Genomic DNA, 13,507 nt, shown 5'->3' on the forward strand with positions numbered 1-13,507 from the left:
CTGCACCGGTGTCGAAATGTTCCGCAAGCTGCTCGATCAGGGTGAGGCTGGCGACAACATCGGCGCTCTGCTGCGTGGCACCAAGCGTGAAGACGTCGAGCGTGGCCAGGTTCTGGCGGCGCCGGGCTCGATCACGCCCCACACCAAGTTCGAAGCCGAAGCCTACATCCTGACCAAGGAAGAAGGCGGACGTCACACCCCGTTCTTCACCAATTATCGTCCGCAGTTCTACTTCCGCACCACCGACGTCACCGGCGTCGTGTCGCTGCCGGAAGGCACCGAAATGGTGATGCCGGGCGACAACGTGAAGATGAGTGTCGTGCTGATCGCTCCGATCGCGATGGATCAGGGCCTGCGTTTCGCTATCCGTGAAGGCGGTCGTACCGTCGGCGCCGGCGTGGTGGCCAAGGTCCTCGAGTAGTCTCGACGGTCCTATAATACGCGACGATGCGCCCGGAGCTTACCGCTCCGGGCGTTTTCGTTGGTGGGAACCCGGCGGACGTGTCCGCCCCCACCGATCCAAAGGCGATAGCCCGCCCTCATGCGCCATGCCATCTTGCCTCGCGCTCGCAGGGTGTCTAATATTCCCAGCCTAACGATCGAGGGGACAGCGATGGCCAAGGTGGTAAGCGGACTCGCGCAGGGGACCAAGCTTGTGGCGAAAGGAACTCGCCTTGTGGCGCTGTTCCTGATCAAGCTGTCGAGCCTCCTGGTGCGAATGACCGGGCGCTTCGGATTGGCCTTTGCCCATTCCTCCAACGAGACCAAGACCACGACCCTGACCGCGTTGCTCTGTGCCGTCGGCGGCATCGTGCTGTCGCCGTTCGTCGAGATCACCGTGATGGGCAGCAGCGTTTCCAGCGTGCTGATCCTGGCCCTGTTGGGGCTGGTGATCGGCGCACTGATCGGCTACAGCGCCGTCAAGAAGGTCCGGGACGGGGTCAAGTCCGGATCGTAAGGACTTTTCCGGCCCCGGCCCGGTTCGGGCGGGGATCGGCTGATCGATCGTCCGGGGGGAATCGGTCGCGCCGCTTGCCGGTTACGGAACTGGAGCGGCATACTCTCTTCGGATCTTGACACCATAGGTTTCGAGGGACGGATATGACGGAGAACGGTGGGCGAGAGCTGCAAAGCGTCGAGCCGGTTGCGACGACGGTTCCGGCGGAGCGGGCGTTGAGCCTGACCCAGACCGATTCGCTTGATCTGAGCGGCCTGTCGGATGAACAGGTCTCGTTGATCAAACGGCAACATGCCGACGGGATGGTTTCGATCCAGGTCAAGGCGGCCGAGATGAAGTTGGACGTGTCGGCGCTTGATGCGGCGCTGACCTCGTTCACCGACCAGACCGCCAAAGCGAGTCAGGCCGGGGCGCACGCCACCATCCAGCACTCGCAGACCAGCGCGATCGGCAAGACCGAAGTGGTGATCGGCAATACCGAGCGCGCCGCCGCCGGGCGTTTCGCCGGGTTTTCCGAGGCGGTGCAGAAGTACATTTTGTGGATCGTCGGGGCCGTCGCGGTTCTGGTGATCCTGGGCAGTACGGTGATGGGCCGCTAGCCGATGTTCAGACGCGACATCATTCTTCGGCAACCCCAGGACGCGGTCCGTGAATTGGCGCGGTTTCGCGCCGGTCTCGACCGTTCCGGGCTGCCGGACGTGACCGCCGCTCTGCTCGCCGAGCAGGTCGAAAGCACCTTGCTGCAATTTCAATCCCAGATGTCGATCCCCCACGTCAAAAAGATCGTTGCCGATCGCGTGCTGGAGGGGGACGGGTATCGGGTGTCGATCGAGATCAGGCTTGGTCGTGAAAGTCTTTTGGCGAAAGTGATGCGCCTGTTTCGGGGGGGGTAATGGGACTGGCCCGTCGCCATATCCAGGAAGCCCAGGAGTTCTCTCGCGAGGTCGGGGGCCTTGATGCCGAGGTCAAGGCCTACTTTTTCTCGCTCGATCGCGAGCAGCTTGACCTCCTGTTGAAGGAATACGGCAAGAAGTACAGTCCGCAGGCGGCCAGCTATGCCCGCCAGGCGATTCCGAAGTGGCGGGCGGGTTCGACCAAGATGTCGGGCACCGTGATGAAGCGGCTGTTCGACCTGTTGCCGCCGTTGATGCCGCTTCATATGAAGTTCGATCTGGCCGAGCGGGTCTGGCTCCATTTCGGCCCGGCGTCCCGCCACGAATATGTGATCGGCCCCAATGCCGATGTCGCCGAGTTGATCGCCTTGGTGTGCGGCAAGCTCGACGAGGTGGTGATCCCCTACGAACTGGAAGAGGCGGTGCCGCACCGCTTCCACTGGCTGTCGGCGGGTGACGTCAAGGTCAAGGAAAAGCTGCTGAACCATTCCCGTCAGGTTCAGAAGACGCTGGCGGCGGAAAAGCTGTCGCTGGAAATCCCGGTGTTGCAGCGTCAGGTCCGCGATCACGCCGACATCACCCGGCTGGCCCGCATCGAGCTGAAAATCCACAAACACAGCGTCATCGTCTCGGTCGAAAAGGCGATGAACCGCAAGGTGATGGAAAAGGCCCCGGACGCGATCATCAGCCCCGATAGCCAGCGCAATTGGCTGCGCCTGCTGATTGGCACCGTGCTGGTCTCCTTCATTCTGTCCCGTCAGGTGGTATGGTCCACCCTGTTCGAAATCGTTGCGCGGCTGGAGTTTCTTCTGCCGTTCTGACCGTCCCGCCTTTGTCCCTCCGGACCGGCCGCCGGGGCAATGGGACGGCGGCGAATTGTCTCGCTCTGGCGGCGGGCCGACTTGTCTGAGGGAGTCCGCCACGGCATAATCGCCGCCGGCTGAAACATTGGTTCGGGGGTCATTGTATGTCTGAGGCAACGGGGCGGGAATTGCAGAGCGTCGAGCCGGTCGTGGCGAATGTCCCGGCCGAGCGGGCGATCAATCTCGCACAGAGTGACGTGCTTAATCTGAGCGGGCTGAACGACAGCCAGATCGCCGAGATCAAACGGCAACATGCCGACGGCATGGTTTCGGTTCAGGTCAAGGCCGCCGAGATGAAGTTGGACGTCACCGCGCTGGATGCGGCGCTGACCTCGTTCACCGACCAGACCGCCAAGGCGAGTCAGGCCGGAGCCCATGCCACCATCCAGCATTCGCAGACCAGTTCGATCGGCAAGACCGAAGTGGTGATCGGCAACACCGACCGCGCCGCCGCCGGAAAGATCAATTCCGGCTCGAACGCCCATCTTCGCACCCTGCTGGTCGTCGCCGTCGTCGCGATCGCCGTCGTGGTGCTGGCCGGGCTGTTCCGCGGCCATCCGTGACGTCTTGACTTGGGCGGCGTTGGACCAAACGGTCCCGCCGCCGTCTCGAAAGTCCCGGCGTGCGCCCGCCCGCGCGCCCTTTGCCGCCCTTTCCCGGGATTTGCGTCGGTTTTGGACGTCGTTTTCGGGGATCGCGGCTTTCTCCGGCGCGATCTTCAATGATACACTGCGCCACGTTTCAGTCCGGGGGAGCCTATGCCTTATACCGCCGATATCAGTCGTTCGACGCCGACCTGTTTTCTGTTCGTGATCGATCAGTCGGGGTCAATGGACGAGATTCTGGATTCGGGCGAATCCAAGGCTGAGTTCGTCGCCAATGTTTTGAACAAGACGCTCTATCAGTTGGTGATTCGCAGCACCCGCGCCGATGGTGTCCGCAATTACTTCGATGTCGGCGTCATCGCCTATGGCGGGGCCGGGGTCGGCTCGGGCTTTCGCGGCGCGCTCAGCAGCGGCATCATCCACCCGCTGTCGGAGATCGAGGCCAACGTGCTGCGGGTCGATGAGAAGCACAAGAAGGTCAGCGACGGCGCCGGTGGTCTGGTCGAGGTCTCGGTCAAGTTCCCGGTCTGGTTCGAAGCGGTCAACGAAGGCGGCACCCCGATGTGCGAGGCGATGCACAAGGTCGCCGAAGTGCTGGTCGAATGGTGCGATGCCCATCCCGGCAGCTATCCGCCCACCATCATCCATGTCACCGACGGGCAATCGACCGATGGCGACCCGTCGCGGATCGCCGACGGCTTGAAGCAGATCGCCACCCAGGACGGCACCTGCCTGCTGTTCAACCTGCATATCGACCGCACCGGCGGATCGGCGGTGTTGTTCCCGGCGACCGAGCGCGGCTTGCCGGATTCCTATTCGAAGATGCTGTACCGGATGTCGAGCGTGTTTCCGCCGCATCTGGTCGCGGCGGCGCAGGCCAAGGGCCATGAGGTCGAAGAGGATTCCCGCTTCTTCGGCTACAAGGCCAATATCGAGGAGATCGTCGACTTCTTCGAGATCGGCACCCAGGCGGCCAATCTGCGGTAGGGCGAAGAGGAGGGCAGGCCATGCGCCCGCTGTTCGAAGCCCAGGTGCCCAAGCTGGAGGCGGCTCCGCACGAGATCGAGGATGCCGCCTGCTCCTGGCCGCAGCGTGGGCTGTACGCGGTCAGCGATGGGGCCAGCGAATCCTATCATTCCGCCTCGTGGGCGCGGGTGCTGGTGCGGCGCTTTATCGCCCATCCCGCGCTGGGGGCGGAGTGGCTGGCCGAGGCGATCACCGAGTACAATACCGGCTTCGACCGCGCGGCGATGTCGTGGAGCGCCCAGGCGGCGTTCGATCGTGGCTCGTTCGCGACTCTCTTGGGCCTGTCGGTGTCGCGGCCCGAAGAACGGGTGCGGCTGCTGGCGGTGGGAGACTCGCTGGCGGTGCTGGTGTCGGGCGGGCATCTGGTCGCCTCGTTTCCCTATGAGCGGCCCGAGCAATTCGACGCCCGGCCGATGCTGCTCTCGACCGTGTCCGAGCGCAACGAGGCGCTGCTGCGTCCGGCCAATCTTCAGGCGATGACCGCCGAATGGGGCCTGAAAGGGATCGTCAATCCCCGTATCATGCTGATGACCGATGCTTTGGGAGCCTGGTTGCTGGCCGAGGCCGACGCGCGGATCGAAGAATTGCTGACCCTGCCCTCGGCCGCCGCCTTCTCGCGGCTGGTGATCGAGGAACGCGCCGCCGGGCGGATGCGCCGCGACGATTGCACCCTCGTGGTGCTGGGGTAGCGCCGATGGCCTACCCGTCGCCCGATCAGTACAACGACGCGCTCCAGGCCCCGCACCTTGCCTTTGACGATCCGGTGTTGCGGGCGGGCAAGGTCGTCCTGAACGATAAGGGGCTGCCCCAGGCCTATGGCGGCGGCTTTGCCGTCACCTACGCCGTTTCCCACGCGCGGCGCAAATATGCCGTCCGCTGTTTCCACAAGGAAGCCCGCGACCTGCAAGACCGCTATGCCCGGATCGGCGAGGCGCTGTCGGGCGGCGGCGGCGGTGGGCATTTCGTCGGCTTCGATTATCAGCCGAATGGGGTGCGGGTGATGGGCAAGGCCTATCCCCTGGTCAAGATGGATTGGGTCAACGGCATTCCGCTCGGGATTTGGCTGGAGCGCAACCACCGCCGTAAATCGGCGCTGACCCCGCTGATCGCCCGCCTGCGCGAGTTGGAACGCCACTTGCGGACGCGCGGGCTGGCCCATGGCGATCTTCAGAACGGCAATATCCTGGTCCAGGATGGCGGGCTGAAGCTGATTGATTACGACGGGATGTTCGCCCCTGGCCTCGCCGTCGGCGACGGGAACGAGGTCGGCCACCGCCACTTCCAGCACCCCACCCGCAAGGGCGAGCATTTCGGTCCCGAGATGGACCGCTTTTCCTTCATCGTGCTCGATCTCAGCCTGCGCGCCCTGGTCAAGGAACCCGGCCTGTTCCGCCGCCACGCCAACGGCGAGAACATCCTGTTTTCCGCCGCCGATTATCTCGACCCCGCCCAGTCCAAGGTGTTTTCCGATCTGCGCGCGATCCGCTCGCTGGCCAAGGATGTCGAGAAATTCGCCGCTTTGTGCACCGGGCCGCTGGCCGAGATTCCGACGCTCGAGGATTTCGTCGGCGTCCCTCCGCCCCCGCCGCCCAGGCCGCAGCCGGTGGTGCCGAAGAAAAGCCCCAACCAGATGCTGCTCGAAGACTTGCAGCGGACCCCGGGCGAGGCCCTGCCGCCCGATCTGCTGCTCGCCGATGGCGAGCCGCAGGGGCCGATCTATCAGCCGCCGGGAACGGTGGTCGGAGCCGCGCCGCAATGGCTGGTCGTCGCCGGTGTCGCCGCTCAATTGCTGTGGCTGGGGGCGAAGATGGGCGGGCAGGCCGCCATCGACGTCGCCGCTCGCCAGATCGAAACCCTGGCCCACGACCACCTTCCCGATACGCCGCCGACTCCCGCCGCTTTGGCCGGAAAGGCGCTGTCCTCGCTGAAACAGGCGGCGGGACGCTGGTTCGGGTCGAAGCGAGGTTAGGGGATTTGGGGCCTATTGGGGGCTTGACCCCCAAGCCCCGCTGTCGCGGCTGGGCTACCGCCCAGACCCGTTCGGAGGCGCAGCCTCCAAACCTCCCGTTTCAATAATAGGGAGAGTTCGGGAGGAAGCATAAAAATGGATGCGGGGAAGGCACGCCTCCCCGCCCCGTGACGGCATGCACTAAGGCGAGGCCGAGATATCTGCGAACTTCTTGCCGGTTTTGATTTCAGCTATCCGACCTGGGTTCACATCATAGTCCGCTGCAATGCGGTTGAGAAAATCACCCTCACGGATGCGTTTCTTAATATTCGGCACATCTGTCGGACGGATTTTATAGCTCGGCTTGCGTTTGCTCGACATATAAAGATCTCCTTATGTCGATAGCGAAACCGTCTTGAACAAGGAGTTCAATCCGTGTAGCGTGAAAGCACGAACGCGGGGGTAGATCTCCTTGCAGTCCGCGCCAGTTTCAGCGAACACGCGGACTGTGCCCCGTAAACGCCCCGGTGTTGGCTCACCGGGGCGTAAACGTGTTGTTGGACACTCACTGATATGGATTCCACGTTCCGTGGTAGGAGTCGAGTCCAATTTCACTATATATTGATGAAATCCTCGTAATCCTCTCTATCTCGGCTGCTTGAAGTGGGCGTGAGGCGCTTCGGCCTCTCTGTCCGACACGCCGCTGTTCCCTACCGCCCAGACCCGTTCGGAGGCGCAGCCTCCAAGCCTCCTTTTTCTTATGAATCAATAGAATAGAGGGTTCGGGAGGCTTGCCTCCCGATGCGGGGATTGGGGGCGCAAAGCCCCCAAGGGACGCCGAATAGCTTTGTTCCTCTTGTCGCCGACGGGCAAAGGCGGTCACACTCAAATCCGCCTTTGTCAGAGCGGAGACGACGCGATGAAAGCCGTGGCCTACACCCGTTCCCTGCCGATAAGCGATCCCGCCAGTCTGGTCGATGTCGATTTGCCCGATCCCCCGGCTCCGACCGGACGGGATCTGCTGGTCCGGGTCGAGGCGGTTTCGGTCAATCCGGTCGATACCAAGATTCGCCAGCGGGTCGATCCCCAGGGCCAGCCCAAGGTGCTGGGGTGGGATGCGGTCGGGACTGTGATTGCCGTCGGTCCCGAGGCCCGGCTGTTCGCCCCCGGTGATGCGGTCTATTACGCGGGCGCGATCGACCGTCCCGGCAGCAATGCCGAATTGCAGTTGGTTGACGAGCGGATCGTCGGCCACAAGCCCGCCAGCCTGACGATTGAGGCGGCGGCGGCGCTGCCGCTGACGGCGATCACCGCCTATGAATTGATGTTCGAGCGGATCGGGATCGTGCCGGGAGCGAGCGGAACCTTGCTCGTCGTCGGCGCGGCGGGCGGCGTCGGCTCGATTGCGGTGCAACTGGCCCGGGCCTTGACCGGGCTGACCGTGATCGGCACCACCTCGCGTCCGGAAACCCGCGATTGGGTGCTGTCGCTGGGGGCGCACCACGTTATCGACCATTCCGGCGATCTGGCGGCGCAGGCGAAGGCGATCGCTCCGGCCGGGATCGATTATGTGTTGAGCCTGACCGCGACGACCCAGCATTTCGATGCCCTGGTCGAGGCGATGGCGCCCCAGGCCCGGCTCGGCCTGATCGACGATCCCGACCAGCCGCTCGACATCACCAAGTTGAAGCGGAAAAGCATCTCGCTGCATTGGGAGTTCATGTACACCCGCTCGCTGTTCGGCACCCCCGACATCGCCGAGCAGCACCTTATCCTCGACGAGGTGACGGCGCTGGTCGATGCCGGGCGGCTGCGCAGTACTCTCTCCCAGGTGATCGGGCCGATCGACGCGGCCCATCTGCGCCGGGCCCACGAAATTCTGGAAAGCGGCCGGGCGTTGGGCAAGCTGGTGCTGTCGGGGTTTATACCAAATCCCCGTGAGTGAAACTCATGGGGATTTGGGTCTAGGCCCAAGGGGCCGCGCGGCTTATGCCGCGGAAGGCAAGGGTTTCTTCGATCCCCGCCCGCCGTTTGAGGGCCTCGGTGATCGGTTCCGATCACCGAGGCATGGTATTAGCCCAGCGTGATGAAGCCCGGGGTGGCGAGGCGGTCGAGCAGCCCCTGAAGGATATAGGCGGCGGCCATCTTATCGACGACTTCGGCGCGGCGCTTACGCGACGAATCCGCTTCAAGCAGGGTGCGGGTGACGGCGGCGGTCGAAAGCCGCTCGTCCCAGAAGGCGATCGGCAGGTCGTGCCGCTTCAGCAGATTGGAAGCGAAGGCGCGGGTGGACTGGCACCGCGCCCCCTCGGCCCCGTCCATCTCGACCGGTAGGCCGAGCACCAGTCCGCCGACATCGTGGCGGGCGATCACCGCCAGCAGCGCGTCGGCATCGGCGGTGAATTTAGTCCGGCGCAGGGTGTCGAACGGGGTGGCGACGGTGCGGCTGATATCCGACAGCGCCAGCCCGATCGTCTTGGTGCCGAGATCGAGACCGAGCAGACGCTGATCGCGGCCGAGTTGGGCCAGCAGGTCCGGGGGGGCGACGATGCTCATCGGCGGCTCACAGACCGTAGGCTTCGGCCATCGCCGGGTCGCGGGCGGCGACGGCGCGGGCGAGGTCGGCGATCACCTTGGCCTGTTTCCAGGTGGCGTCGTCCTGCATCTTGCCGTCGATCATCACCGCGCCGGTACCGTCGGGCATCGCCGCCAGGATCTTGAGGGCGAAGCGGACTTCGGCCGGGTCGGGGCTGAACACCGCCTTGGCGATCTCGATCTGCTTGGGGTGGAGGCTCCAGCCGCCGACGCAGCCGAGCAGGAAGGCGTTGCGGAACTGCGCTTCGCAGGCGGCATCGTCGGAAAAGTCGCCGAACGGGCCATAGAACGCCTTGATCCCCGCCGATTGACAGGCATCGACCATCTTGGCGACGGTGTAATGCCAGGGGTCTTGCTGGAACAAGGTGCGGTGGGGGCGGTCGGGGGCGGCATCTTCCAGCACGCCATAGAAGGGGTGGCCGCCGCCGACCCGGGTGGTCTTCATCCCGCGCGACGCCGCGAGGTCGGCCGGCCCCAGGCTCATCCCATGCATCCGCGGGCTGGCCTGGGCAATCGCGGCGACGTTGTCGACGCCCAGCGCGGTTTCCAGGATCGCGTGGATCAGGATCGGGCGGCGCACCTGATGCTTTGCCTCTAGCTGGGCCAGCAACTGGTCGAGATAATGAATGTCCCACGGTCCTTCGACCTTGGGCAGCATCACCACATCGACCTTGTCGCCCGCCGCCGCGACAATCTCGGTGAGGTCGTCAAGGAACCAGGGGGAATTGAGGCAATTGACCCGCGTCCACAACCCGGTGGTGGGATTGTCCCAGGCCCGCGCCACCTCGATGAACCCGGCCCGCGCCGCGTCCTTGGCCTCGGCCGGGATCGCGTCTTCGAGATTGCCGAGCAGCACATCGACCTGACGGCCGATCTCGGCGGCCTTGGCCCGCATCTTCTCGATGTGGGGCGGGAAGAAATGGATCATCCGCTCCAGCCGGACCGGCAGGTCGCGATACGGCATCGGAGCGCCGATGGCCAGCGGCTCGAAGAACTTGCGCGGGGGCTTGCTGCTCATGACGGGCATCCTGCGATCAGGGGGGAAGCTCCGTCAGATGTACCCTTGGGGGGAAGGACTGACAAGTCCCTCCCGCTCCGGGCGATTGGGGCGGACGTTCCGCTTGCCCCGGACCACGTCCAGGGGGAGGGGAACGCCGCGTGCCGTGCCGTTACGTCTTAGCCCGAAATGTCGAGCACCTGACCGACGCTGCCCTTGCCGGTCTGGCTCTGGGTCTGGGACAAGGGGGCAACCTGCTGCGCCTGGGCCTGCTGGGCCTGCTGAAGCTGCTGGGCCGGACTTTGGGTCAGAACCTGAGCCGTGGTCTCCTGCTGCTTGGCCGCAGCATAGGGGCCTTCGAGGGCGGCCTGGGCGCGGGGGAGATAGACGGCGGTATTCTTGCTGCCGACGGGGGAGATATCCATGGCCTTGTGCCTTTCTGGCGAGGTATTTCAACCTTCACTATAGCACGAGTGCCCCGCCGGGTCACGGTTTGTTTGCGGGCCGCCTTTTGGTGGCGGTCAGGCCGCCGGAGCGGCCCCGATCCGGGCGGCGAAGAGCGCGGTGCCGTCGCTGTCCCGCTTGCCCTGGAAATGGAGCCGAACCGGCGCGGTGGGGGAGGGCGGCAGGTCGTCGCGCTCCAACGCCACACTATCGCCCAGGCGGCTTTCGCCCAGGAAGTTGATCTCGTACTCGCTCACGCGATAGGCGGAATGGTCGTCGAGCGGCAGGCTGTCCAGAATCCACTGGGCATAGCAGACATTGTTGACGTGGCCGTTGACGTCGAGATCGCTGATCCGGGCCGGGATCGTCGCCGTGACAGTGAGGTCGGGCCGCATCGCGATCTTTTCCGGGGTCGTCGCCAAGGTGCCGTCGCCCCGGCAGATCGTGTCGCTTTCGGTCAAAGACAGCTTCATCGGCCGCCGCGTGGTCTGGTCCAGCGTCAGCCAACTGGCGGTGCCTTCGCCCAGCTTGCGCTCGCCGCAGAAGATTTCGTAATCGCGCTGGGCCAGCGGGCCGGTGATCGGACGGACCCAGGTGCGGATATCGACGATGTCGCCCCAGCCCGGCCAATCGCTCATCGCCAGCCGCTGCCGGGTCAGCACCCAGATCGTGTTGCGGCTGAGCATGTCGTCAAAGCCGTGGCCGAGATGGTTGGCGTGGGTCCAGGCGGTGTCTTGCAGGATTTTCAGCAGGCCGACCAGCCCCAGCCGCTTGCGGTGGTTGAGGACGATCGAATTGATGTCATAGCGCTGCGTCCAGATCGTCTGCTTCATCGGCTCCCGCTCCCTCGTGCCGCATCTGGCGGCCAGACCAGCGTAAACGCGAAGTGGCGGCGGCTCCAGAGCCTTGGGGCGAATTACCGCCTTCGTCGAGGGGGCGGACCAAGCGGGTTATACGGCCAGATCCAGCGGCAGGTCGGAAATGTCTTTCAGCCGTTTCCCTCCGACCATCACCGCCAGCATCTCTGCCGCATCCTCCATCCTCAGGGCCATCAATGTGGCCTGCAACTCGTGCAGGGCGAAGTGATAGACGCAATCGATGTCACCGGTTCCCAGAGCGATCGAGGCAAGACGGCTGGGCATCGGTTCGGCGGTGACGACCATGATGTGGGGAAGATGGCCCTTGCGGTTTCGCATGAGGTTCAAGGCCTCGGAGCGGGCGTTTTGAGCGCGGTCGCTCCGAATCGTCCATTTGCATGAAATGCTGGCGTGAAGAAGCGGCAGTCCGCCATTTATTTTGCGAAGGCTGGCCAGTGTGCACACGCTGCCATCGACCAGATGGGCCTGGGTATTAATCACCGTGTCGCCCTCGGTTTCGCGCGAGACGACGATATCCGGGGTGATGGTGTAGTCGCTGCCCAGCGCGGCGGCCAATTCGCTGTCGGCCTTCGCAGCCCGGTCAAGGGCGACAAGGTGGGCATATTGTTCGTAACGGGCAATTTCCAGGCGGTTGCGGCCGGTGACCTGATGGACGTCCCACAAGCCGGGGCGCAGATGCCCGAGTTTCAAGAAGGTTTCGCGAACGAAGTCGGCGCAGACGCCTTCAAACTGGTTGCCCGATGTCTGGCCCGCGATCCGTTCGCCGATGGTCTCGGCCTTGAGCCGGTCGGCGATTCCTCTGGCAATCGCGACGCTGGCCTTGCTGTCCTTGTCGGCGTTGCTGGGAACGCCAGAGGTATTGATCGTCAGTGTCGCTTTCAGGAGAGCGGCGTGGAATGCCCTGCGGGCCTCCGCGAACTCGGCCGAACTGCTCATCAGGCCACCTTATAGATACGTTTGGCGGACAGTGCCGCGAAGATTTGCCGGGCCACGGCGGTTGCCACCGGCGGCGGGAAGGCGTTTCCGATCTGACGATAGGCCGCCGTCTTGCGTCCCGAGAATTGCCATTCGTCGGGGAAGCCCTGGATCCGGGCGGTCATCCGTGGTGTCAGGCGCGGCATCCCGACAAAGTCGCGGGCGGGTGCCTCGTCCCACAGCCCCATGCCATCGACACCCAGGGTAGCCCAGGCTCGTTTGGCGCGGGTTGGGCCAAGGTCCGGTCCGCCATGCTTCTTCGAGCCGCCGACCAGCGTCGGAGCAATCGCATTGGCCTGCTCGCGCCAGCGGTCGGCCCCAAGCCAGCCGTTGACCTTCATCAGGTCGTGCAGCACTTCGCCGACGGTGGGCGGTTCGGTCGCCAGCGGTTCGGGCCAGGAGAACCCGGCGGCAATCTCTTTGCGGATGCCGACGAACACGACGCGCGGCCGCAATTGCGGCACACCATAATCAGACGCGTTGAGCAATCGCCAGCCGGGCACATAGCCCAGCTTCTTCAGCTGTTTTTCGACCTTGTTTCGATAGTCGTCAAAGATGGCGTCGAGCAGGCCGCGCACGTTTTCCAGCATGACTGCCTGGGGGCGGCATTCTTCGACCAGACGGATTGCCGTGGGGAACAGGTCGCGCTCATCTTGTCCGCCAAGCTGCTTTCCGGCCTTGGAGAAGGGCGGGCACGGCACGCCGCCGGCCAAAAGGTCGATGCCTTGATAAGGACGGCCATCGAAGGGGCGCAAATCGCCCTCGATGACGTTCCAGGCCGGGCGGTTTTGCCGCAACGTCGCGCACGCTGCCGGTTCCAGTTCGATCAGGGCGGCATGGTCGAAGCCCGCCATTTCCAGACCGAGCGCTTGGCCTCCGGCTCCAGCACACATTTCCAATGAGGCGAATTGGTTCATGGCTTGTTCTTTTTTGTATTGCGGTGCGCGAGGGTTTGAGACGCAAGAGCCTCGCGACGGGCGAATTTCAGCAAGGATATAGAGAACCAACCACCTCGCCCGACACCGAGCAGGGTATCGTATGGGGCGACAGTCGTGCATCCACAATCTGCACAAGCTCCAGAGCCTTGGGGCGATGGCAGGCCCGCAAAAGGTAAAGGCCAGTCAACCCGTTGGATTGACTGGCCTTTATTGGTCGGAGTGAGAGGATTCGAACCTCCGGCCCCTGCCTCCCGAAGACAGTGCTCTACCAGGCTGAGCTACACTCCGTCGCCTGCGAGGCGCTCCTTATAGCGTCATCATCGTCGGCTGGCAAAGGGTATTTCGCACTTTTTTACGAAGAGGGCGAAGTCCCCCTTCGGGCCGGGT

The 13,507-nt window shown here is 64.1% G+C and carries 17 protein-coding genes and 1 tRNA gene; 10 read left to right on the forward strand and 8 right to left on the reverse strand.

From position 1 onward, the window contains the following. From BLW40_RS05540 to BLW40_RS05580, 9 genes are all read left to right on the forward strand, one after another. Positions 1 to 421: EF-Tu C-terminal domain-related protein (locus tag BLW40_RS05540; protein ID WP_342027654.1), on the forward strand; the 421-nt coding region annotated here is incomplete at its 5' end. Positions 422 to 655: 234 nt separating this feature from the next. After that, positions 656 to 958 (forward strand): hypothetical protein, encoded by a 303-nt coding sequence (locus BLW40_RS05545; protein ID WP_139305507.1) that lies wholly within the window; start codon positions 656 to 658, stop codon positions 956 to 958. A gap of 143 nt (positions 959 to 1,101) precedes the next feature. Further along, positions 1,102 to 1,557: a hypothetical protein gene (locus tag BLW40_RS05550; RefSeq protein ID WP_074766397.1), complete on the forward strand. Its 456-nt coding sequence runs from the start codon at positions 1,102 to 1,104 to the stop codon at positions 1,555 to 1,557. Between the two features lie 3 nt (positions 1,558 to 1,560). After that, on the forward strand, positions 1,561 to 1,851 hold the full coding sequence (locus BLW40_RS05555) for a hypothetical protein (protein WP_074766399.1): 291 nt from the start codon (positions 1,561 to 1,563) through the stop codon (positions 1,849 to 1,851). Then, the gene (locus BLW40_RS05560; protein ID WP_074766400.1) at positions 1,851 to 2,672 is read left to right on the forward strand and encodes a hypothetical protein; all 822 of its coding nucleotides are present in this window, start codon (positions 1,851 to 1,853) and stop codon (positions 2,670 to 2,672) included. The genes BLW40_RS05555 and BLW40_RS05560 overlap by 1 nt, the downstream gene beginning before the upstream one ends. A 146-nt stretch (positions 2,673 to 2,818) precedes the next feature. Continuing rightward, entirely contained in the window at positions 2,819 to 3,277 is a 459-nt protein-coding gene (locus tag BLW40_RS05565) for a hypothetical protein (protein WP_074766402.1), read from the forward strand. 267 nt (positions 3,278 to 3,544) lie between these two features. Beyond that, a complete protein-coding gene (locus tag BLW40_RS05570; RefSeq protein WP_244511068.1) occupies positions 3,545 to 4,306 on the forward strand; it encodes a vWA domain-containing protein in 762 nt (253 codons plus the stop codon). 20 nt (positions 4,307 to 4,326) lie between these two features. Further along, a complete protein-coding gene (locus BLW40_RS05575; RefSeq protein WP_074766406.1) occupies positions 4,327 to 5,034 on the forward strand; it encodes a hypothetical protein in 708 nt (235 codons plus the stop codon). 5 nt (positions 5,035 to 5,039) lie between these two features. Then, complete coding sequence (locus BLW40_RS05580; RefSeq protein ID WP_074766408.1) at positions 5,040 to 6,314, forward strand: hypothetical protein; 1,275 nt, start codon at positions 5,040 to 5,042, stop codon at positions 6,312 to 6,314. A gap of 180 nt (positions 6,315 to 6,494) precedes the next feature. On the opposite strand, the gene BLW40_RS17350 is transcribed toward BLW40_RS05580, so the two are convergent. Next, positions 6,495 to 6,674, reverse strand: a complete 180-nt coding sequence (locus tag BLW40_RS17350) for a hypothetical protein (RefSeq protein ID WP_139305508.1) — start codon at positions 6,672 to 6,674, stop codon at positions 6,495 to 6,497. 538 nt (positions 6,675 to 7,212) lie between these two features. Between BLW40_RS17350 and BLW40_RS05585 the strand changes: the two genes are divergently transcribed. Further along, positions 7,213 to 8,238: a zinc-binding alcohol dehydrogenase family protein gene (locus BLW40_RS05585; RefSeq protein ID WP_074766410.1), complete on the forward strand. Its 1,026-nt coding sequence runs from the start codon at positions 7,213 to 7,215 to the stop codon at positions 8,236 to 8,238. Between the two features lie 128 nt (positions 8,239 to 8,366). Here BLW40_RS05585 and ruvX read toward each other — a convergent pair whose 3' ends face one another. From ruvX to BLW40_RS05620, 7 genes are all read right to left on the reverse strand, one after another. Then, positions 8,367 to 8,849, reverse strand: coding sequence for a Holliday junction resolvase RuvX (ruvX, locus tag BLW40_RS05590; RefSeq protein WP_074766412.1), 483 nt, complete (start codon positions 8,847 to 8,849; stop codon positions 8,367 to 8,369). 7 nt (positions 8,850 to 8,856) lie between these two features. Further along, entirely contained in the window at positions 8,857 to 9,906 is a 1,050-nt protein-coding gene (locus tag BLW40_RS05595) for an HpcH/HpaI aldolase/citrate lyase family protein (protein WP_074766414.1), read from the reverse strand. Positions 9,907 to 10,064: 158 nt separating this feature from the next. Beyond that, entirely contained in the window at positions 10,065 to 10,310 is a 246-nt protein-coding gene (locus BLW40_RS05600) for a hypothetical protein (RefSeq protein ID WP_074766416.1), read from the reverse strand. A 96-nt stretch (positions 10,311 to 10,406) separates the two neighbouring features. After that, positions 10,407 to 11,162, reverse strand: a complete 756-nt coding sequence (locus BLW40_RS05605; protein WP_074766418.1) for an acyl-[acyl-carrier-protein] thioesterase — start codon at positions 11,160 to 11,162, stop codon at positions 10,407 to 10,409. 117 nt (positions 11,163 to 11,279) lie between these two features. Continuing rightward, positions 11,280 to 12,143: an NgoMIV family type II restriction endonuclease gene (locus BLW40_RS05610; RefSeq protein WP_074766419.1), complete on the reverse strand. Its 864-nt coding sequence runs from the start codon at positions 12,141 to 12,143 to the stop codon at positions 11,280 to 11,282. Then, entirely contained in the window at positions 12,143 to 13,099 is a 957-nt protein-coding gene (locus BLW40_RS05615) for a DNA cytosine methyltransferase (RefSeq protein WP_074766421.1), read from the reverse strand. The genes BLW40_RS05610 and BLW40_RS05615 overlap by 1 nt, the downstream gene beginning before the upstream one ends. 232 nt (positions 13,100 to 13,331) lie before the next feature. Further along, positions 13,332 to 13,408 (reverse strand) — tRNA-Pro (locus BLW40_RS05620). Positions 13,409 to 13,507: the final 99 nt, after the last annotated feature.

The organism is Magnetospirillum fulvum (assembly GCF_900108475.1).
GTDB lineage: Bacteria > Pseudomonadota > Alphaproteobacteria > Rhodospirillales > Magnetospirillaceae > Phaeospirillum > Phaeospirillum fulvum_A.